Genomic DNA, 18878 nt, shown 5'->3' on the forward strand with positions numbered 1-18878 from the left:
GGGGGCAACGCGCTGTGGCACGAAAGGCGTAGGGGGCGTGCCCACTGCACTCCGATGGGGCCGCACGCCCCCGGCGGGCTTCAGGCGCCGGGCTCCGGCACGCCGCGTGGACCGCGACAGATCGGGCCGTCGACCGGTCCCAGATGGGCGAGGGCCTGCCGTACGGCCGGGACGTCCTGGTCGAGCCAGGGCACGTCCCAGATCTCGTCGGGGCCGAGCCAGCGCAGTTCGTCGTGATCCTGGAGGGGCCGCGGAGCGGCTGAGCCGGGACGCAGCCGGGCGGTCCACACGTGCAGGACGTACGGCGCCCTGAGGGGCCACTGCCCCGGGACGCGGTCGCTCACCTCGGCGTCGACGCCGAGTTCCTCGCGCAGCTCCCGTGCGAGCGCCGCGTCGGCCGTCTCGCCGGGCTCGACCTTGCCACCGGGCAGCTCCCAGCGCCCGGCCAGCTCGACGGGCGCGCTGCGCCGTGCGGCCAGCAGCCGCCCGCCCTCGACCAGTGCGGCCCCTACGACGATCCGCTCACTCATGCGGGGAGCCTACGGGAGCCCCGCCGGTCTCCGGAGCCCTGCCCGGGGCGCCCGGACCGGGGTCAGTCGTGGGCCACGGCCGTCCCGTTCCGGCCGAGCCTCTCGACCCAGTACAGCTGCTTGTGGCCGCGACCGTCGAGGCTGTCCGCGATCTTCTGGGCCTCGGCCCGGGTCGCGTAACGGCCCACTCGGTAGCGGTTGCCGTTGTCGTCCTCCCGTATCACGAGCCAGGGCAGAGCGACCGTGCTGTCGTTCATCGCGCCCCTCCACTTCCCACCCGCGGCCTGTGCCGTACCCCACCCGCCAAGGAAACCGCAATGCGCATATGCCCGAGCCTACGCCTAACCTTTACGGAGCGAATACGGGTTTTCACGAAGAGGTACGCAACCGGCCAGGACGCGGGGGCGCACGCCGGTGAACGCGCCGTCCAGGCACACCGAGGCAGCCGGTCGCGGGCATACCGCATACACGAGCGGCGACCTGCGTGAACGACAACCGGCCGGTGGCCGCGCACCACCCCGGCCCGGAACACTCCGGGCGGTGATCGTGTGAACAGGGCGCGCGGGGAGTGCGCCGCGGGCGGATGGGAGCGTTCGCTACTTGACCGGAAGGTGGTAGGCGACCCGGTACCGATCGGCCGGGATGACCACGTCGGCCGTCTCCACCGGCCGGCCGGAGGCGTAGAACGTGCGCTGGACGACCAGCACCACATGTCCGGGGACGCCGCCCAGGACGAGCAGTTCCTCGGCGAGGCCGGGCCGGGCGCCGACCTCCTCCGTGACGTTGTCCACGATCACGTCGATGGCGCGCATCCGCTCGACGACACCCATGCCGCCGACCGGCCCCTCCTCCGGCAGCATCACGGGCGTACGCCCCGTCACGGCGAGGGGCTCCCAGGACGTGGAGAGCATCATCGCCTCGCCGCCCTCGCGGTAGAGGTACTTCGTGCGCATGACCCGCTCGCCCGGCTCGATGCCCAGCCTGCCGGCGACCGCGACGCTCGCCTCGGACTGCGCGCTGCTGGACTCCCATGTGCCGTGCCCCTCGCCGTCAGCCTGCTCCTGGCGGAAGGGGGTGGCCCCGCCGGTGGGGCGGTAGCCGGAGCGGGAGATGCGCCGGGGCACGGGGCGCTCGCGCACATAGGTACCCGAGCCGGAACGGCCCTCCACCAGGCCCTCCGCCATGAGCACCTTGCGGGCCTCCAGCGCGACCGTGTCCGAGACGCCGTACTCCTGGCGGATTCTGGCCTGGGAGGGGAGGCGGGTGTGCGGGGGCAGCCGACCGTCGACGATCTTCTTGCGGAGATCACCCGCGACACGCAGGTACGCCGGCTGCTCACCGAATGTCACTGGCCGCTCCCATCAGGTTGTACAGACAGCAACAGCGTGGCAACCGTAGGTTGTGCGGTGCAAGCAAAGGCCAGAGAATCACTCGATGTGATGACATGTGGGCCCTGAGGGCTTTACGCAGGCACTTTCTCCCCGCTATGGCCGCCGTCACACCTGCGCGGCGGAGTCTTTCTTCCCCTCCCGCCCGAGAGCGGGCGGGGTCGTCGCCAGACCGAGGGCCTTGCGCGCGGTGACGGTCGCCGGCCCGTCCACCGACCCGTACGCCTTGTCGAAGTGCGCGTGGTACGTGTCCGCGTCACCCGCGGTGCTCGCCTTCCGCCATTCCGCCCGGGCGTCCTCCAGGTCCGCGACCAGGTCGGCGACGGGGGTGCGCGCGCCGGCCGCCCAGGAGTGCCCGCGCAGGGCCTCGATCTGCCCGCCGAGCACGTCGTGGACCTCGGCGGCCCAGACCCGGTGGGCGGCGAGGTCGTCCTCGGGGGTCTTCCCGGGCTCGTCGTCGAGCGCCGCGACCAGGGCATCGGCCGTGGACAGGAAGACGACCTGGTCGGTGCCGAGCGTGGTGGCGTCGCCGCGCAGGGAGCCGGTCAGCCCGGCCGCTTCCTCGGTGTTGCCGAAGAGGCAGGTGATCGCGCGGTCGCCGTGGCGCCAGCTGTCCCGGGACGGCATCAGGTAGTACACGTCGACGTCGGCCGGCATCGCCCAGGTGTCCATCGCGTACTGGTCCTGCAGGGCGTAGCACTTCTCGTCGGCGACGCCGGTGATCCTCGCGTCGCCCGGGAAGGCGCCGCCGGGCAGCGTGACGACCGCGAAGACCTCGCCGTCGTGCCGGCCCCCGCAGGGCACCCGGTCGACGTCGTAGGTGTCGCCCTCCAGTCCGCCGGGCGCGTCGAAGCAGTCGCCCTTGTCCAGTGACAGGCTCTCGTTGCCCCGGGCGCCGTCCTTGAGCCCCTCCCACGCCGTGGAGGCGGCCCCCGTGGACAGCACCACCGCCCACAGCGCGATCCCGGCGGCCGACAGCACCGACCCGGCGATCGCCATGCCCCGGCCGCTCTGCCCGGACCGCCGGATCTGCCGCAGCGCGATCAGCCCCGGCACGAGTCCCGCGGCGGGCAGGAAGCAGAACACGCCGAGGACCAGTGCGGCCACGGCGAGCGCGTTGACGGAGACCGGGGCGCCGTAGGGGCGGCCGGCGGGGCCGTAGGGACCGGGACCGGGGGCTCCCTGGGCGTACGGGCCGGGGCCCGGGGCTCCCTGGGGCCAGGTTGCCGGAGACGGGCCGCAGGGGTCCCAGGGCTGCCGGTTCCCGGGGGACGGGGGTATCGACACGGCTGCGGTGCTCCTGGCTGAGGCGGTCGAGGAAGCGGCCGTGCGAATCCGACGTACGGCTGGGCGCATCGTAAGCGGCCCGCACCTCAGCCGTCGCGGCCGCCCGTCACCCGCCGGCAGGCCTGCGCGTAGGCCCGTACCAGCGGGCGTCGTTCGTCTGCGCGGCGCCAGGCCAGGACGTAACGGCTGGGGGCGAGGCCGTTGACCGGGCGGGCCGTGACGCCGCCCAGGGTGAGCAGGGGGACGTTGCCCTCCGCCACGAGGCAGACGCCGAGGCCGGCGGCCAGTGCCTCGTACGTCTCCTCCGTGCCGGCGATCTCGGCACCGATGCGGGGCGGGCGGCCGCCGCGCGCGTCGAGGGCGAGCCAGTGGTCGCGCAGCGGTCCCGCGCTCTCGGGCAGGGCGAGGAACGGCTCGTCCAGCAGATCGGCGAAGTCGATCGCGGTGCGGCCGGCGAGCGGGTGCGTGTTCGGGAGGGCGACCATGAGCGGCTCCTCGGCGACGACCGTCCAGTCGTAGCGCTCCCGGCCGGCCAGGGGCATCCAGACGAAGGCGACGTCGGCGGTGCCGTCGGCGAGGCCCGCCGTGGGGTCCTCCCAGTTCACCTGCCGGAGCCGGACGGCGGGCTCCGGGTGCGCCGCCGTGAAGCGGGAGCGGATCGCGGGCAGCAGGCCGCCGCGGACCGGGCTGGTGCTCATGCCGACGACCAGGGTGCTGCGGCGTGCCGCCCGGACGGCGTCCACCGCGGCGGCGCCCTCCTGCCACGTGTCCAGCAGCCTGCGCGCGTGCGGCAGCAGGGCCGTACCGGCATCGGTGAGCTCCACGCCGTGCCGGTCGCGCCGGAACAGTTCGGCTCCCAACTGCCGTTCCAGCGCCCGGACCTGCTTGCTGAGCGCGGGCTGGGAGACGTAGAGGCGCTCGGCGGCGCGGGTGAAGTGCAGTTCCTCGGCCACTGCCACGAAGTAGCGCAGGTCCCTCAGGTGGACGTCCAGGGTCATGCCCATCGGCTATCACCACATGTCTTGGACGGGCCATCACCCCGGGCGAGAGGGTGACTGACGTAACGACACGAGACGGGGAGCTGTCATGAACAAGGTATGGCTGATCACGGGCGCGAGCAGCGGCTTCGGGCGGGCGATCGCCGAGGCCGCCCTCGCGGCGGGCGACGTGGTGGTGGGCGCGGCCCGGCGCCCCGAGGCCCTGGACGACCTGGTCGCCGCCCACCCCGACCGGGTGGAGGCGCTGCGCCTGGACGTCTCCGACACCGGCGCCGCCGAGTCCGCCGTACGGGACGTCGTCGCGCGGCACGGGCGGATCGACGTGCTGGTCAACAACGCGGGCCGGACGCATGTCGGGGCGCTCGAGGAGACCACCGAGGAGGAGCTGCGGGCCCTGTTCGACGTGCACGTCTTCGGCCCGGCCGCCCTCACCCGGGCCGTGCTGCCGCACATGCGCGAGCGGCGTTCGGGCGCGATCGTGCAGATGAGCAGCATGGGCGGGCAGATGTCGTTCGCGGGCTTCTCGGCGTACAGCGCGACGAAGTTCGCCCTGGAGGGCATGTCCGAGGGGCTCGCGGACGAGGTCGCCGAGTTCGGCGTCAAGGTGCTGATCGTCGAGCCGGGCGCCTTCCGCACCGGCCTGTTCGAGACCGGGCGGGCCGGGACCAGCGCGGACAGCGGTGTCTACGGCAAGGTGAACGCGACACGTGGCGCCGTCGCCGGCGGTGACGGCACCCAGCCCGGCGATCCGGCCAAGGCCGCCGCTCTCATCCTGGCCGCCCTGGACGCCGAGCGCACACCCCTGCGCCTGCCCCTGGGGGACGACGGTGTCAGCGCGGTGCTCGGCCATCTCGACCAGGTGCGGGACGAGGTCCTGGCGTGGGAGAAGCGGACGCGGGATACCGGGTACGACGACTGACAGGCCGTCTGCGCGCCTTCTCCTGCCGCGGGTCAGCCCCGTCCGGGCCGTGCCAGCCACCGGGCGACCGCTTCCGAGATCGGCTGCCCGGTCTCCAGTTCCACGAAGCCGAACTGGCCGCCCTGGTTGCACTCGAGGAACCACCAGAAGCCGTCCTCGTCCTCGGCGAAGTCGAAGGCGGCGTAGGCCAGTCCCGCCAGGTCGACGTAGTCGTGCACCGACTTGCGGATGCGGTCGGGCACCGGCACCGGCTCCCAGATGTGCACGGTGTCGCCGTAGCGGCCGTCCACCTGGTCCGGCTCGGTCTTCTTCCGTGCCGCGAACAGCCGGCTGCCGACGCAGGTCAGGCGGACGTCCGCGTGCTTGGGGACGTACCGCTGGAGCAGCGCGGGGCCGGCCGCGACGCCCGAGAAGTCCGCGTCGGGTCCGATCAGGGTGGTGGGCAGGGCCATCGCGGGCTCGCCGGGCGGCGGCCCCGAGGCGGACTTCACCACCACCTCCCCGTACTCCTCGGCGAACTGCCGTGCCAGACGCGGGACGGTGGTGACGACCGTCGGCGGCACGGCGAAACCGCTGAGGTGGGCCGTTCTCAGCTGCCACGGTTTCAGCCGGGCCCGCTCGGCTTCGCGCGGGTGGTTCATCCAGCGCGCCGAGGCCGAGTAGAGCATGCCGAAGAGGGCCTGGCGGGTCTCGGCGGTCAGCCACGCGGAGGGTTCGTCCGCGTGCGCGGCGGGCTCGCCGGGCCTGCGCACCCACACGGATCGCAGGCCCCCCATGCTGACCACGTGCCCGTTCGCCGACAGCAGCCCCTCGAAGTCACCGTGCGCGAAGTGGGCGGACAGCAGGGTGTTGACCGGCAGGTCTGCGGGGTCGAGGCGCATGACCGGCACCGCCGCATCGTGCAGTCTCGTCACGACCATGTCGGCGGTGACGTCGTCCCTGGACGTGAGGATGAGTACGGTCATGCGGTCACGGGGGTCAGTCGTCGAAGTGAGTCTTGGAGCCGGCGGTGGACGCGGTCGTCCCGACCGCCAGGAGGAGGTCCGGGTCGCTGACCGCCGGGCGCCCGTCGGGGAGCACGTTCAGCTGGAGCGAGTCGTCGAAGCGGTAGGGCGGCACCGCCGTCGGAAGTGAGGTGGGCCGCGCGTAGTTGAGGGTGAACGGTCGCACTCGAAGCCTCCGGGTTCGCGCATCGCCTGCGTGCGGTGCAGCGCGCGTCCACGAGGTGTCGCTCATCACGCATCATCCACATCACCGGCATCACTGCGTCCAATTCCTTCACTGCTTACACACCGAAAGTGGCGCCGGAATCGTCACAGCGGAACGCCCGAGGTCGCACGACGGGGTCACTCGCCCCCGCCGCCGCCCGGGCGGCGGCCCTCTGGGTCTCCCTTCCCAGTCGCGCCCCTGCCGCGGGACGCTTCCCCCGTCTCGGGGTTCGCGGCGACGTCTCCCGGCCTGCCGGGATCGCCGGACCGTCCGGGCGCGGGCGCGGACCGGGCCGGGCGCCCGGCGCAGTAGGCGTCGACCTCGCCCTCGCCGCCCGCCGCCGCGACGAGCCGCTGCCAGGCGGTCGCGTCGAGCGCCGCTCCCCGGCCGTCGACCCGTTCGTAGGCGCGGCACTGGGCCTCGGTGTCCTGAGCGGAGGACCGGCCGCGGTCCCGCCCCGGGCCGTCCGAGGGGGCCGGTGACACGTGACCGCCCGACCGGGCGGGGGCGGGAGGGGAGGAGCGCGTCGTCCCGCCGGTGCCGTTCGCGGGCGAACCGACGGAACCCATGGCCGCGACTGCGACTCCCCCCAGGGCGAGGCTGGTGAACACCGTGGCGATCGTGGTCTTCACCTGGCGGCCCCTACACCCCCGCGCGGGCAGTCGCCAGTCGTCCCGGTGCCGGGTACGCGCCTGGTGCGCTCCCGTGTCGCGTGCGGTCCGGAACGCGGCCACGGCCCGGCGCTCGGCTTCGGGCCCGGGGTCGTCCGCGCGCAGGGCGGCGGCCAGGACCGCGTGCAGCGCGGCGGAGTCACGCGGGTCCCACGGCCCGGGCGCGGCGCCGCCGGGGTGCGCACGCCGAAGGTCCGTCGCCCGGTCGCGGCTCAGCCGGTCACCCATGCCCGTTGCCCGTTCCTGCCTGTGCTGTTCGACGGGTCCGCGATGCCGGCCCGTGCCACCGGTCTGTCCGGCCGCCGGCGTCGCGGCGACGGATGCCGGTCTTCCGGCGCCGGGGGCGCGTCGTCCCTCGCGCCCTCGCCGCTCTCCGGGCCGAGACCCAGCTGGCGGGCGAGGCGCTTCAGACCCCGGTGGGTCGCGGTGCGCACCGCGCCGGGGCGCTTGCCGAGGACGCGCGCGGCGGCGGGGCCGTCCAGGCCGACGACGACGCGCAGGAGCACGGCCTCGGCCTGGTCGCGCGGCAGCCCGCGGACCAGTTCCAGGGCCCGCTCGGTCGAGATGGTCTCCAGGGCCTGCTCCTGGGTGCTGTGCGGGCCGGGCAGGTCGAGGACTTCCTGTTCGATCACGCCCGGCCGGGGGCGGGAGCGCTGGCGGCGCACATGGTCCAGTGCCCGGTGCCGGGCGATGGTGGCCGTCCAGCCGCGGAAGCCGGCCCCGTCTCCCGTGAACCGTCCGAGGTCCCGGGCGATCTGCAGCCAGGCGTCGGACGCCACGTCCTCCGCGTCGTCACGCACCAGTCCGCGCAGGTAGCCGAGCAGGCCCGGCTGCACGAGCCGGTAGGCGACCGCGAAGGCCGCCTCGTCGCCCCGCTGGGCCCGCGCCACGGCCTCGCCCAGCTCGTCGTCGTGGGCCTGCGGGTAGCGCGATTGCCGTTCCTGACCCAAGACCGTCCTCGTTCGCACCGGGGTTCACGATGAGTCCGTGCCGGCCGTCGCGCCCCGTTCGCTGCGGCACCCTCATGGAGTCAAGCGCGCGTGCGCACAGAAGTGTCACAGCGCCCCGGACGTCCCTCACATCACACGCCGCCGGGCACCGGACGGTCGTCGCGCAGTCCGGCGAAGAGCCGCCGCGCCTCCGCCTCGTCCCACTGCACGGCACTTCCGCCGGCCGGGCCGGACCCCGCCCCGGACACGGGGACGTTCAACTGCCCGCCGCCGCCTTCCGCGGCGCTCTTCATCGCGTTCGGCCACTCGGCAGGGACACCCTCGGCCGCCGCGAGCCGCGCCCGCGCGGCCCTTCGCTCAGCCGGAGTTCCGCCGCAGCAGGGCGAGTTCGGCGTTCATCTCGGCCAGGAAGCGGACGACCACGTCCAGTTCCTCGGGGCTGAAACGGCTTCGGGCCGCGTCGGTGCCGCGGGCCAGGGGCCGGAAGTAGTCGCGGGCCAGGCCGCGGGCCGCGTCGGCGTAGTGCAGGTGCACCACGCGGCGGTCGCCGGCGTCGCGGACCCGGCGGATGTGCCCGGCCCGCTCCAGCCGGTCGAGGCACGCGGTCACGGCGCCGGACGTGAGGTTGAGCTGTCCCCGCAGACGGCCCGGCGTCATGGGCTCGCCCGCCGCGTCCGGGTCGGACTCGGCGTCGAGGATCGCGATCAGGGCTTGCATGTCGGTGAGGTGCAGGCCCTGTTCCTGGGCGAACTCCTGGGCGATGCGGTTGAACTCGCTGTTCATCCGGCGCAGGAGAACGGCGAAGGACTGCAACCCGGTGGGGTCCTCCGCCGGAAGAGATGCCGTGGGTGCACCGGAGCCGCTCATCCCCCCACCCTAGTATCTCTCAATGATTGAGATACTTTATGAGTGAGTTACTTTCTCCAGGGTCACTTCCTCTACGGCTTGGGATGCGCATGAATACCGCACCGCGACGGGCCCGGCGGCTCGTACCGCTCGTTCTGCTGCTCGTCTGGCTGGGGGTGGGCGGGACGCTCGGTCCCTACGCCGGCAAGCTCGGCGAGGTGGCCACCAACGACCAGGCCGCCTTCCTGCCCCGGAGCGCCGAGTCCACCCGGGTCCTCGAGGCCCGTGCCGCCTTCGACCGGGCCGAGACCGTGCCGGCCATCGTGGTCTGGACGGCGGACGGGCAGCGGTTCACCGCGGAGCGGCAGGCCGAGGCCGGCCGCGCCGTCGCCGCGCTCGCCGGGAAGCCCGGCGTCGTGGGCCGCCCCTCCCCCGCCCTGCTCTCCGACGACCGCGAGGCGATACAGGCCGTCGTCCCGCTGAAGCCCGACCTCGGCGACGAACTGCCCGCCGCCCTCGACACGGTGCGCGAGGCGGCCCGGGGCGTGCCCGGCACCACGGTGCGGATCGCCGGGCCGGCGGCCAGTCAGGCCGATCTGTCGGACGCGTTCGCGGGGATCGACGGGCTGCTGCTGGGCGTGGCCCTCGGGGCCGTGCTGCTGATCCTGCTGCTGGTGTACCGGAGCGTCCTGCTGCCGTTCCTGATCATCCTGGGGTCGGTCTTCGCGCTGGGCCTCGCCTGCGCCGTGGTCTACGCACTGGCCGACCGGGACGTGGTCCGGGTCGACGGCCAGGTGCAGGGCATCCTGTCGATCCTGGTGATCGGCGCCGCCACCGACTACGCCCTGCTGCTGGCCGCGCGCTTCCGGGAGGAACTCGCCCTGCGCGAGGACCGTTCCGCAGCCGCGGTGGCCGCCGTGCGCCGGTCGTTCGGGGCGATCACCGCCAGCGCCGCCACCGTGGCGCTCGGGCTGCTGGCCCTGCTCGCGAGCGACCTCACCAACAACCGTGCCCTCGGGCCGGTGGGCGCCGTCGGCATCGGCTGCGCCGTGCTCGTCACGCTCACCTTCCTGCCGGCCGCGCTGGCCCTGCTGGGCCGCACCGCCTACTGGCCGTCCCGGCCCAAGGCCCCCGAGGAGTCCGCCGAGGGCAGCGGCGTGTGGCGGCGGATCGCCCGGACGGTGGACGGCCGGCCCCGGCGGACCTGGGTGGTCACGGCGCTCGTCCTGGCCGTCTGCGCGGCCTTCGCGCCCTCCCTGTCCTCCAAGGGCGTGCCGCTCGACCAGATCTTCGTGAACGACGCGCCGTCGGTGACCGCCCAGGAGACGCTCGGCGCGCACTTCCCCGGCGGGTCCGGCAACCCCGCCGTCGTCATCGCCGACGCGGACCGCACCGCCGAGGTGACGGCCGCCGCGCGCGGCACCGAGGGCGTGGCCTCCGCCGGCGCCGTCTCCGCCTCCGGACGGCCCGGGGCGGGCGAACCGCTCGTCGTGGACGGGCGGGTGCGCGTCGACGTCACCCTGAAGGCGGCGGCTGACAGCGACGCGGCCAAGGAGACGGTCGAGCGGCTGCGCTCGGAGGTGCACGCGGTGCCCGGGGCCGACGCCCTGGTCGGCGGGTACACGGCGCAGCAGTACGACACCCAGCGGACCGCCGCCCGGGACCGGACGGTCATCGTGCCGATCGTGCTGGCCGTCATCCTGCTGATCCTGATGCTGCTGCTGCGCTCCCTGCTCGTGCCGGTGCTGCTGGTGGCGACCGTGGGGCTCAACTTCCTGGCGACGCTGGGGGTGTCGGCCCTGGTCTTCCAGCACCTTCTCGGCTTCAGCGGCACGGACGCCTCGGTACCGCTGTACGGCTTCGTGTTCCTGGTGGCGCTCGGCGTCGACTACAACATCTTCCTGATGTCCCGGGTGCGGGAGGAGGCGCTGGCGCACGGCAACCGGCAGGGGGTGCTGCGCGGGCTGACCACCACCGGCGGCGTGATCACCTCGGCGGGTGTGGTGCTGGCCGCGACGTTCGCGGCGCTGATGGTGATCCCCCTGGCGTTCCTGGTGCAGATCGCGTTCATCGTCGCCTTCGGGGTGCTGCTCGACACGCTCGTCGTGCGCTCCCTGCTGGTGCCGGCCCTGGTGATCGACATCGGGCCGCGGGCGTGGTGGCCGGGCGTCCTGGCCCGCCGGGACGGCTGACCCGCCCGCCGGGCCCCGGGAGGTGCATCCGCCGCGGGCGCCGGGCCGGAAGTGCTCCCGTCAGGGCCGGTCGCGATCCGGCGGCGCGGCAGCGGTACGGGACGCCGGGAGGCACGGGTATGGCGACGGACGGACGGCGGCTGCACTGTCTGGTCACCGGGGCGTCCGGGTACATCGGCGGGCGCCTGGTGCCGGAGCTGCTGCAGGAGGGCCACCGCGTCCGGTGTCTGGCCCGCTCCCCCGGCAAGCTCCGCGACCACCCCTGGGCGGCGCACGCCGAGACGGTCCGGGGCGACGTCACGGACCCGGAGTCGGTCGCCGCCGCCATGCGCGGTGTCGACGTCGCCTACTACCTGGTGCACGCCCTCGGCTCCGGCTCCCACTTCGAGGACACCGACCGCGCCGCCGCCCGGGTCTTCGCCGAGCAGGCCCGGGCCGCCGGCGTACGGCGGATCGTCTACCTCGGCGGGCTCACGCCGCGTGACGTCCCCGAGGAGTCGCTCTCCCCGCACCTGCGGTCCCGTGCCGAGGTCGGGCAGATCTTCCTCGACTGCCCCGTGCCCGCGACGGTGCTGCGGGCCGCCGTCGTCATCGGCTCCGGCTCGGCGTCGTTCGAGATGCTGCGCTACCTCACCGAGCGCCTGCCCGTCATGGTCACCCCCAGCTGGGTGCACACCCGCACCCAGCCCATCGGCGTGCGGGACGTCCTGCGCTACCTCGTCGGGTCGGCCACCATGCCGGACGACGTCGACCGGGCCTTCGACATCGGCGGGCCGGACGTCCTCACGTACCGGGACATGATGCTGCGCTACGCCGCCGTGGCAGGTCTGCGGCGGCGGTTCATCGTGCCGATCCCGGTCCTCACCCCGCGGCTGTCCAGCCACTGGGTCGGCCTGGTCACCCCGGTGCCCGCCTCCCTCGCCCGGCCGCTGACCGAGTCGCTGCGGCACGAGGTCGTCTGCCGCGAGCACGACATCGCCCGGTACGTGCCGGACCTCCCCGGCCGGCCGCTGCCCTTCGACGAGGCGCTGGCCCTGGCGCTGCGCAAGGTGCGCGAGGCACAGGTCGCCACGCGCTGGTCCTCGGCATCGGTGCCCGGAGCCCCCAGCGACCCGCTGCCCACCGACCCGGACTGGGCGGGCGGCAGCCTCTACCAGGACGAAAGGCAGCGGCCGGTCGACGCCTCCCGGGAAGCGCTGTGGAAGGTCGTCGAGGGCATCGGCGGCGACAACGGCTGGTACTCCTCCCCGCTGGCCTGGGCGGTCCGTGGGTGGCTGGACCGGTTCGCGGGCGGGGTCGGGCTGCGCCGCGGACGGCGGGACACCGAGCGTCTGAGGGTCGGTGACTCCCTGGACTTCTGGCGGGTCGAGGAGCTGGAACCGGGTCATCTGCTGCGCCTGCGCGCCGAGATGCGGCTGCCCGGCCTCGCCTGGCTGGAGATGTACGCCGAGACCGACGAGGCGGGACGTACCCGTTACCGGCAGCGCGCCCTGTTCCATCCGCGCGGCCTGCTGGGCCACGCCTACTGGTGGAGCGTCGCCCCGTTCCACTCCGTCGTGTTCGGCGGCATGGCGCGCAACATCGCCCGGGCCGCGTCCGAGGGCACCGGCGGACGGCGCGGCGGCTCGCGCATCCGGCGGGCCCGCCGGCGTCGAAGTGTCCCGGAACGAACGGCATCCGCACCACCGCACCAGGAGTGACACATGACCGTCGCGGTCGTCCTGTTCACCTCGGATTTGCGTCTGCACGACCATCCGCCCCTGCACGCCGCGCTGCACACGGCGGACGAGGTGGTGCCCCTGTTCGTGCGCGACCCCGCCGTGCACGCCGCCGGTTTCGACGTGCCGAACCGCGCCGCCTTCCTCGCCGACTGCCTGGCGGACCTCGACTCGTCGCTGCGCCGCCTCGGCGGACGGCTGGTCGTGCGCAGCGGGCCGGTCGCCCGCGAGGTCCGCGCGGTGGCCGCCGCGTGCGGCGCCACGGAGGTGCACATGGCGGCGGGGGTGACCGGCTTCGCCCACCGCCGTGAGGAGCGGCTGCGCAAGGAACTCGACGCCGACGGTGTCCGGCTGCGGGTGCACGACAGCGTGGTCACCGCTCTCGCGCCCGGGGCCGTGACGCCGTCCGGCTCGGACCACTTCGCCGTGTTCACCCCGTACATGCGCCGCTGGTCCAAGGAGCGGCTGCGCGACGCCCTGCCCGCGCCGCGTGCGGTGCGGGTCCCCGAAGCGGCCCGCGGCGAGGACCCGCCCGCGCGCCCGGCGGGGACGGATCTGTCCCCGGACCTCCCGCCCGGCGGGGAGTCGGCGGGGCGCGACCGGTTCGCGCGCTGGGCGGACGCGGACCTGTCCCGTTACGAGGAGCGGCACGACGACCTGGCGGGTGACGCGACCTCACGTCTGTCGCCCTACCTGCACTTCGGGGCGCTCTCGCCGGTGGAGGTCGTCCGGCGGGCCCGCGAGAAGGGCGGGGCCGGGGCGGAGGCGTTCGTCCGCCAGCTGTGCTGGCGCGACTTCCACCACCAGGTCCTCGCGGCCCGGCCCGAGGTGTCCGTCCGGGACTACCGCTCCCGGGACGACCGGTGGCGCGGCGAGGAGGAGGCCGCCGAGGACATCGCCGCGTGGCGGGAGGGCCGTACCGGCTACCCGGTGGTCGACGCGGGCATGCGCCAGCTGCGCCACGAGGGCTGGATGCACAACCGGGCCCGGCTGGTGGTGGCGAGCTTCCTGACCAAGACGCTGTACGTGGACTGGCGGATCGGTGCCCGGCACTTCCTGCGGTTCCTGGTGGACGGTGACCTCGTCAACAACCAGCTGAACTGGCAGTGGGTCGCCGGAACCGGCACCGACACCCGCCCGCACCGCGTCCTCAACCCCGTGCTCCAGGGCAAGCGCTACGACCCGGACGGCGGTTACGTCCGCCGCTGGGTCCCCGAGCTGGCGGACGTCGGCGGCTCCGCGGTGCACGAGCCGTGGCGGCTGCCGGAGGACCGGCGGGCCGGGCTGCGCTATCCGGAACCGCTCCTCGACCTCGGCGAGGGCCTGGCCCGGTTCCGGCAGGCCCGGGGCCGCGACTGAGTGCCCGGAACCCGGCGCATCCGAAACACCGCTCCCAGCGGAAGCACTGATGTGCGGATGACCGGAAGCGAGAAGGGGTTGCGCATGCTTGGACCGCGGCCGACGGTGGCCGGACCGGCGGAGACGAACGACGCCCCGCTCACGGCTCCCGGAGCCACGCGTGCCATGGAGGCGGTCCTCGAGCGGGTGCTCGACGCGCGGCTGCGGCAAGCGCGCGACGTGGATGCGGTGTTCACCCACGACATGGCCGAGCGCGTCGCCGCGTTCGTCCGGCGGGGCGGCAAGCGGCTGCGGACCGCGTTCGTGTGGTGCGGCTGGCGGGCCGCGGGCGGCTCGGGCGACACGGGCGCGGTCCTGCGCACCGGGGCCGCCCTCGAACTGCTCCAGGCCTGCGCGCTCATCCATGACGACGTGATGGACGGATCGCCGCTGCGCCGGGGCGGGCCGGCGATGCACGTGGACTTCGCCCGGGGGCACCGGGCCGGAGGGGCGGGCGGCTCCGCCGAGTCGTTCGGGACGTCGGCGGCCGTACTCGCGGGCGATCTGGCGCTGGCGTGGGCGGACGATCTGCTGACGGAGACGGCGCTCGCCTCGCCGTACGGCGCGCGGCTGAACGAGGAGTGGCGGGCCATGCGCACCGAGATGGTCGCCGGGCAGTACCGCGACCTGCGGGCGCAGGCGGGCGGCTCGTCCGGCGCGGAGGAGGCACTGACCATCGCCGTCCTGAAGAGCGCCCGGTACACGGTCGTGCGGCCCCTGACGCTGGGTGCGTCCCTGGCCGGCGCCGACGCGCGGACCCTCGGCGCGCTGCGGGCGGCGGGCCGGTGCGCGGGGCTCGCCTTCCAGCTGCGCGACGACCTCCTCGGCGCGTTCGGGGACCCGGCGCTGACGGGGAAACCGGCCGGCGAGGACCTGCGCTCCCGCAAGCTCACCCCGCTCCTCGCCGTCGCCGTCCGGCTCGCGGAAGCCGGTGGCGACGAGGACGCCGCCGCCGTGCTCGCCCCGGACGCGGACGCCCGGCCGGGACACACCGTGGAGCGGATGCGGGCGGCGCTGGAGCGGACGGGCGCCCGGGCCGAGGTGGAGTCGAGGATCGCGGACCTGGCCGCCGCCGGTCTGCGGCACTTCGAGGCGGCCGGGGCCTCCCCCGCCGTACGGCGGGAGTTCGCCGGCCTCGTCCGGCGGGCGGCGGGCGTCGCCCCGCAGCACACGCAGGAGCTCGTATGAGGACCGTGACGGGTCCGACGGACCATGTCGTCGTGGTGGGCGCCGGCCTGTCCGGGCTGGCGTGCGCCCTGCACCTGCTGGGCGCCGGCCGCCGGGTGACGCTCGTCGAACGGGACGCCGGCCCGGGCGGGAGGGCCGGCCGGGCCGGGCTCGGCGGCTACCTGGTGGACACCGGGCCGACCGTGCTGACCATGCCGCACCTGGCCGACGAGGCGTTCGCTGCCGTCGGCGAGAGCCTCCGCCGGCACGTCGAGCTGGTGGCCCTGCACCCCGCCTACCGGGCCGGTTTCGCGGACGGGTCCTCGCTCGACGTGCACACCGACGGCGACGCCATGGAGGCGGAGGTGCGGCGCTTCGCCGGGCCGGCGGAGGCAGCGGGCTACCGCAGACTGCGCGGGTGGCTGGAGCGGCTGTACCGGGCGCAGATGCGCCGGTTCATCGACACCAACTTCGACTCGCCGTTCCAGCTGGCGCACCCGGACCTGGCGCGTCTCGCCGCACTCGGCGGGTTCGGCCGGCTGGACGCCCGGATCGGCCGTTTCCTCTCCGACGCCCGGCTGCGCCGCGTGTTCTCCTTCCAGGCCCTGTACGCCGGTGTGGCCCCGGCCCGGGCCCTCGCGGCGTACGCGGTGATCGCCTACATGGACACCGTGGCCGGGGTCTGGTTCCCCAAGGGCGGTATGCACGCGCTGCCCCGGGCGATGGCAGACGTGGCCGCCGCCGCCGGTGCCGAGCTGCGCTGGTCGGCCGAGGTGAGCACGCTGGAACGCGCCGCGGGCCGGGTGCGGGCCGTCCGCCTCGCCTCGGGCGAGCGCATCCCGTGCGACGCGGTGGTGCTGACCTGTGAACTGCCCGCCGCGCACCGGCTGCTGGGCCGGGCACCCCGGCGTCCGGTGCCGCTGCGGCACTCGCCGTCCGCGGTGATCCTGCACGCGGGCACCGACCGCACCTGGCCCCACCTCGCCCACCACACGCTGTCCTTCGGTGCCGCGTGGGAGCGCACCTTCGACGAACTGACCCGGACGGGGACGCTGATGAGCGATCCGTCCCTGCTGATCACCCGCCCGACCACGCACGACGCCTCGCTGGCGCCGCCCGGCCGCCACCTCCACTACGTCCTGGCGCCCTGCCCCAACACCGCGGTGGGACCCTCCGCCGCCGCCTGGCGGGACCTGGGTCCCCGCTACCGCGACCAGCTGGTCGCCGAGCTGGAGCGCCGCGGCCTGGACGGCTTCGCGGCCAGCGTGGAGGAGGAACTGCTGGTGACCCCGCTGGACTGGACGGCCCAGGGCCACGCGGCGGGCAGTCCCTTCTCCGTCTCCCACACCTTCGCCCAGACCGGGCCCTTCCGGCCCCGCAACCTCGTGCGCGGCCTGGACAACGTGGTGCTCGCCGGCTGCGGGACCACACCCGGAGTCGGCGTACCGACCGTGCTCATCAGCGGGAAACTCGCCGCCGCCCGCGTCACCGGAGGCCCCGCCCCCGTGCCCCGGGCGGGCCGGTCCCCGTACCGCCGCCCGTCCGCCCCGACCGGAGCAGGTGCCCATGACCCGTCGTGAACTGGACGCCGCAGGGATCACCGACCCCGGCCTGCGCGCCGCCTACAGCCGGTGCCGCCGGCTCAACGCGCGCCACGGCCGCACCTACTTCCTGGCCACGCGCCTGCTGCCACCGGAACGCCGTACGGCCGTGCACGCGCTGTACGGCTTCGCCCGCTGGGCCGACGACATCGTCGACGACCTGGACCGGCGGCTGACGCCCGACGAGCGGGACCTGCTGCTGAAGCGGCTGGAGGAGGACCTCACCCAGGCGCTGCGCACCGGCGGCGGGGACGAACCGGTGGTCCGGGCCGTGGCCGACACCGCCGACCGCTACGGCATCGACGTGGACCTGTTCGCCGACTTCCTCGCCTCGATGCGCGCCGACCTGACCGTCACGGACTACCCGACCTACGCCGACCTGCGGGCCTACATGCACGGCTCGGCCGCGGTGATCGGCCTGCAGATGCTGCCCGTGCTCGGCACGGTCGTCCCGCGCGAGGAGGCGGCACCGCACGCGGCGGCCCTCGGGGTGGCGTTCCAGCTGACCAACTTCCTGCGGGACGTGGGCGAGGACCTGGACCGGGGCCGCGTCTACCTGCCCGCGGACCTGCTCGCCGCCCACGGGGTGGACCGGCCGCTGCTGGAGTGGAGCCGGCGCAGCGGCCGGTGCGACCCCCGCATCCGGGCGGCACTGGTCGCGGCCGAGGCCCTGACCAGGGACGTGTACCGGGCGGCGGAACCGGGCATCGCGATGCTCGACCCGCGGGTGAGGCCCTGCATCAGGACCGCGTTCACGCTGTACGGCGGCATCCTCGACGCGATCGCACGGCAGGACTACACCGTGCTGCACCGCCGTGCGGTGGTACCCCGCAGGCGGCGGGCCGCCACCGCCGCGGCCGGTGTCCTCAAGGTGGCCCTCGCACGGCGGCACGCGGCGCCCGCGGCGGACCGCGGCGCCCTGGAACGGAAGGGACCGGGTCGTGGCTGACCGAGCCGGCAAGGCACGCTGGACCTCACCGCTGCGGCGGCGCCGCGGCCCCGGCTGGGCGGAGCAGACGCCGACCTGGCGCGACGCCCGTCCGGCGCTGATCGCCGGCACCCTCAAACGGGCCTCCGCCCGTCCGTCGGGCAACTGGTTCGTGGTGGGCGCCTCCCGGGACGTGCGCCCCGGCCGCCCCTGCGGCAGGACCGTCGGCGGCGTCGAGGTGGTGCTGTGGCGCTCGCCGGCGGGTGAACTCCGGGCGGGTCCCGGCGCCTGCCCGCACCTCGGTGCCCCGCTGCGCGACAGCCGGGTGGTGTGCGGCACGCTCGTGTGCCACTGGCACGGACTGGCCCTGGACGGCTCCGCGTTCGCCGGCTGGCAGCCGTACCCCGCCCACGACGACGGGGTGCTGGTGTGGGTACGGCTGGACGCGGTCGGCGGTGAGGAGCCGTCGGAGCGGCCCGTGGTGCCGGCCCGGCCCGCACCGGGCAGCGGGGTGGACGCGGTGTTCACGGCGGTCGGGCGGTGCGAACCGCAGGACGTGGTGGCCAACCGGCTCGACCCGTGGCACGGGTCCTGGTTCCACCCGTACTCCTTCGTCGATCTGACGGTCGTGAGGGAGCCGCGGGGTGACCAGGGGGGCGACGAGGACGACGCCTTCGTCGTCGACGTCTCCTTCCGGGTGGCGGGCCGTCTGGTGGTGCCCGTGCGGGCCGAGTTCACCGCGCCGGAGCCGCGCACCGTGCTGATGCGCATCACCGACGGGGAGGGGGCCACGTCCGTGGTGGAGACCCATGCCACGCCGCTGACCGCCGCCGACGCGCAGCAGCCGCGGACCGCCGTCGTCGAGGCGGTCGTCGCCGCTTCCGACCGGCGCGGTTTCGCCTTGGCCCGGGCCGCGGCCCCCGTGCTGCGTCCCCTGATGCGGCACACGGCCGGGCGGCTGTGGCGTGACGACCTGGCCTACGCCGAGAGGCGCTGGGAGTTGCGCAGCACCGGACGCTTCCCGGGCTGACACGACCCCGCCGGACGGGCCTGCGCGGAGCGGCCCGGGCCCGTCC

19 protein-coding genes are annotated in these 18878 nt (G+C 74.8%); 8 read left to right on the forward strand and 11 right to left on the reverse strand.

Annotation, left to right across the window (positions count from 1 at the left end):
• Positions 1-80: 80 nt before the first annotated feature.
• The 5 genes from AB0937_RS15215 to AB0937_RS15235 all read right to left on the reverse strand — a co-directional run bounded on the left by AB0937_RS15215 (position 81) and on the right by AB0937_RS15235 (position 4209).
• The gene (locus tag AB0937_RS15215; protein ID WP_366712022.1) at positions 81-530 is read right to left on the reverse strand and encodes a (deoxy)nucleoside triphosphate pyrophosphohydrolase; all 450 of its coding nucleotides are present in this window, start codon (positions 528-530) and stop codon (positions 81-83) included.
• Positions 531-592: 62 nt separating this feature from the next.
• Positions 593-787 carry an SPOR domain-containing protein gene (locus AB0937_RS15220; RefSeq protein WP_366712024.1) on the reverse strand — a complete coding sequence of 65 codons (195 nt, stop codon included), beginning with the start codon at positions 785-787 and terminating at the stop codon, positions 593-595.
• A 339-nt stretch (positions 788-1126) separates the two neighbouring features.
• Positions 1127-1879, reverse strand: coding sequence for a GntR family transcriptional regulator (locus AB0937_RS15225; protein ID WP_366712025.1), 753 nt, complete (start codon positions 1877-1879; stop codon positions 1127-1129).
• A 147-nt stretch (positions 1880-2026) separates the two neighbouring features.
• Positions 2027-3205 (reverse strand): DUF4190 domain-containing protein, encoded by a 1179-nt coding sequence (locus tag AB0937_RS15230; protein WP_366712026.1) that lies wholly within the window; start codon positions 3203-3205, stop codon positions 2027-2029.
• Between the two features lie 86 nt (positions 3206-3291).
• A complete protein-coding gene (locus tag AB0937_RS15235) occupies positions 3292-4209 on the reverse strand; it encodes a LysR family transcriptional regulator (RefSeq protein WP_366712027.1) in 918 nt (305 codons plus the stop codon).
• An 82-nt stretch (positions 4210-4291) separates the two neighbouring features.
• On the opposite strand from AB0937_RS15235, the gene AB0937_RS15240 reads away from it, so the two are divergent.
• A complete protein-coding gene (locus AB0937_RS15240; protein WP_366712028.1) occupies positions 4292-5122 on the forward strand; it encodes an oxidoreductase in 831 nt (276 codons plus the stop codon).
• Positions 5123-5154: 32 nt separating this feature from the next.
• Here AB0937_RS15240 and tgmB read toward each other — a convergent pair whose 3' ends face one another.
• The 6 genes from tgmB to AB0937_RS15270 all read right to left on the reverse strand — a co-directional run bounded on the left by tgmB (position 5155) and on the right by AB0937_RS15270 (position 8819).
• On the reverse strand, positions 5155-6087 hold the full coding sequence (tgmB, locus tag AB0937_RS15245; protein ID WP_366712029.1) for an ATP-grasp ribosomal peptide maturase: 933 nt from the start codon (positions 6085-6087) through the stop codon (positions 5155-5157).
• A gap of 13 nt (positions 6088-6100) precedes the next feature.
• On the reverse strand, positions 6101-6292 hold the full coding sequence (gene tgmA, locus AB0937_RS15250) for a putative ATP-grasp-modified RiPP (RefSeq protein WP_366712030.1): 192 nt from the start codon (positions 6290-6292) through the stop codon (positions 6101-6103).
• A gap of 176 nt (positions 6293-6468) precedes the next feature.
• A complete protein-coding gene (locus AB0937_RS15255) occupies positions 6469-6963 on the reverse strand; it encodes a hypothetical protein (RefSeq protein ID WP_366712031.1) in 495 nt (164 codons plus the stop codon).
• A 251-nt stretch (positions 6964-7214) separates the two neighbouring features.
• Positions 7215-7952 (reverse strand): RNA polymerase sigma factor, encoded by a 738-nt coding sequence (locus tag AB0937_RS15260; RefSeq protein ID WP_366712033.1) that lies wholly within the window; start codon positions 7950-7952, stop codon positions 7215-7217.
• A gap of 131 nt (positions 7953-8083) precedes the next feature.
• Positions 8084-8245 (reverse strand): hypothetical protein, encoded by a 162-nt coding sequence (locus AB0937_RS15265; RefSeq protein WP_366712034.1) that lies wholly within the window; start codon positions 8243-8245, stop codon positions 8084-8086.
• Between the two features lie 64 nt (positions 8246-8309).
• The gene (locus tag AB0937_RS15270) at positions 8310-8819 is read right to left on the reverse strand and encodes a MarR family transcriptional regulator (RefSeq protein WP_366712035.1); all 510 of its coding nucleotides are present in this window, start codon (positions 8817-8819) and stop codon (positions 8310-8312) included.
• 89 nt (positions 8820-8908) lie between these two features.
• Here AB0937_RS15270 and AB0937_RS15275 point away from each other — a divergent pair, with 89 nt between their 5' ends.
• The 7 genes from AB0937_RS15275 to AB0937_RS15305 all read left to right on the forward strand — a co-directional run bounded on the left by AB0937_RS15275 (position 8909) and on the right by AB0937_RS15305 (position 18832).
• The gene (locus tag AB0937_RS15275) at positions 8909-10990 is read left to right on the forward strand and encodes an MMPL family transporter (protein WP_366712037.1); all 2082 of its coding nucleotides are present in this window, start codon (positions 8909-8911) and stop codon (positions 10988-10990) included.
• A gap of 119 nt (positions 10991-11109) precedes the next feature.
• Entirely contained in the window at positions 11110-12690 is a 1581-nt protein-coding gene (locus AB0937_RS15280; protein ID WP_366712038.1) for an SDR family oxidoreductase, read from the forward strand.
• Between the two features lie 3 nt (positions 12691-12693).
• Entirely contained in the window at positions 12694-14067 is a 1374-nt protein-coding gene (locus AB0937_RS15285; RefSeq protein ID WP_366712039.1) for a deoxyribodipyrimidine photo-lyase, read from the forward strand.
• Positions 14068-14151: 84 nt separating this feature from the next.
• Positions 14152-15294 carry a polyprenyl synthetase family protein gene (locus tag AB0937_RS15290; protein ID WP_366712040.1) on the forward strand — a complete coding sequence of 381 codons (1143 nt, stop codon included), beginning with the start codon at positions 14152-14154 and terminating at the stop codon, positions 15292-15294.
• Complete coding sequence (crtI, locus tag AB0937_RS15295) at positions 15291-16853, forward strand: phytoene desaturase family protein (protein WP_366712041.1); 1563 nt, start codon at positions 15291-15293, stop codon at positions 16851-16853. Before AB0937_RS15290 ends, crtI begins: the two co-directional genes overlap by 4 nt.
• Positions 16840-17823: a phytoene/squalene synthase family protein gene (locus AB0937_RS15300; protein ID WP_366712043.1), complete on the forward strand. Its 984-nt coding sequence runs from the start codon at positions 16840-16842 to the stop codon at positions 17821-17823. Before crtI ends, AB0937_RS15300 begins: the two co-directional genes overlap by 14 nt.
• On the forward strand, positions 17816-18832 hold the full coding sequence (locus tag AB0937_RS15305) for a DUF5914 domain-containing protein (protein ID WP_366712045.1): 1017 nt from the start codon (positions 17816-17818) through the stop codon (positions 18830-18832). The genes AB0937_RS15300 and AB0937_RS15305 overlap by 8 nt, the downstream gene beginning before the upstream one ends.
• Positions 18833-18878: the final 46 nt, after the last annotated feature.

This window comes from Streptomyces sp. NPDC047880 (assembly GCF_040706515.1).
Taxonomy (GTDB): domain Bacteria; phylum Actinomycetota; class Actinomycetes; order Streptomycetales; family Streptomycetaceae; genus Streptomyces.

Coding starts and splice junctions, on each gene's coding strand:
- AB0937_RS15215 (WP_366712022.1), bottom strand. CDS start 530: ATGAGTGAGCGGATCGTCGTAGGGGCCGCACTGGTCGAGGGCGGGCGG.
- AB0937_RS15220 (WP_366712024.1), bottom strand. CDS start 787: ATGAACGACAGCACGGTCGCTCTGCCCTGGCTCGTGATACGGGAGGAC.
- AB0937_RS15235 (WP_366712027.1), bottom strand. CDS start 4,209: ATGGGCATGACCCTGGACGTCCACCTGAGGGACCTGCGCTACTTCGTG.
- AB0937_RS15240 (WP_366712028.1), top strand. CDS start 4,292: ATGAACAAGGTATGGCTGATCACGGGCGCGAGCAGCGGCTTCGGGCGG.
- tgmB (WP_366712029.1), bottom strand. CDS start 6,087: ATGACCGTACTCATCCTCACGTCCAGGGACGACGTCACCGCCGACATG.
- AB0937_RS15265 (WP_366712034.1), bottom strand. CDS start 8,245: ATGAAGAGCGCCGCGGAAGGCGGCGGCGGGCAGTTGAACGTCCCCGTG.
- AB0937_RS15270 (WP_366712035.1), bottom strand. CDS start 8,819: ATGAGCGGCTCCGGTGCACCCACGGCATCTCTTCCGGCGGAGGACCCC.
- AB0937_RS15275 (WP_366712037.1), top strand. CDS start 8,909: ATGAATACCGCACCGCGACGGGCCCGGCGGCTCGTACCGCTCGTTCTG.
- AB0937_RS15280 (WP_366712038.1), top strand. CDS start 11,110: ATGGCGACGGACGGACGGCGGCTGCACTGTCTGGTCACCGGGGCGTCC.
- AB0937_RS15285 (WP_366712039.1), top strand. CDS start 12,694: ATGACCGTCGCGGTCGTCCTGTTCACCTCGGATTTGCGTCTGCACGAC.
- AB0937_RS15290 (WP_366712040.1), top strand. CDS start 14,152: ATGCTTGGACCGCGGCCGACGGTGGCCGGACCGGCGGAGACGAACGAC.
- crtI (WP_366712041.1), top strand. CDS start 15,291: ATGAGGACCGTGACGGGTCCGACGGACCATGTCGTCGTGGTGGGCGCC.
- AB0937_RS15300 (WP_366712043.1), top strand. CDS start 16,840: ATGACCCGTCGTGAACTGGACGCCGCAGGGATCACCGACCCCGGCCTG.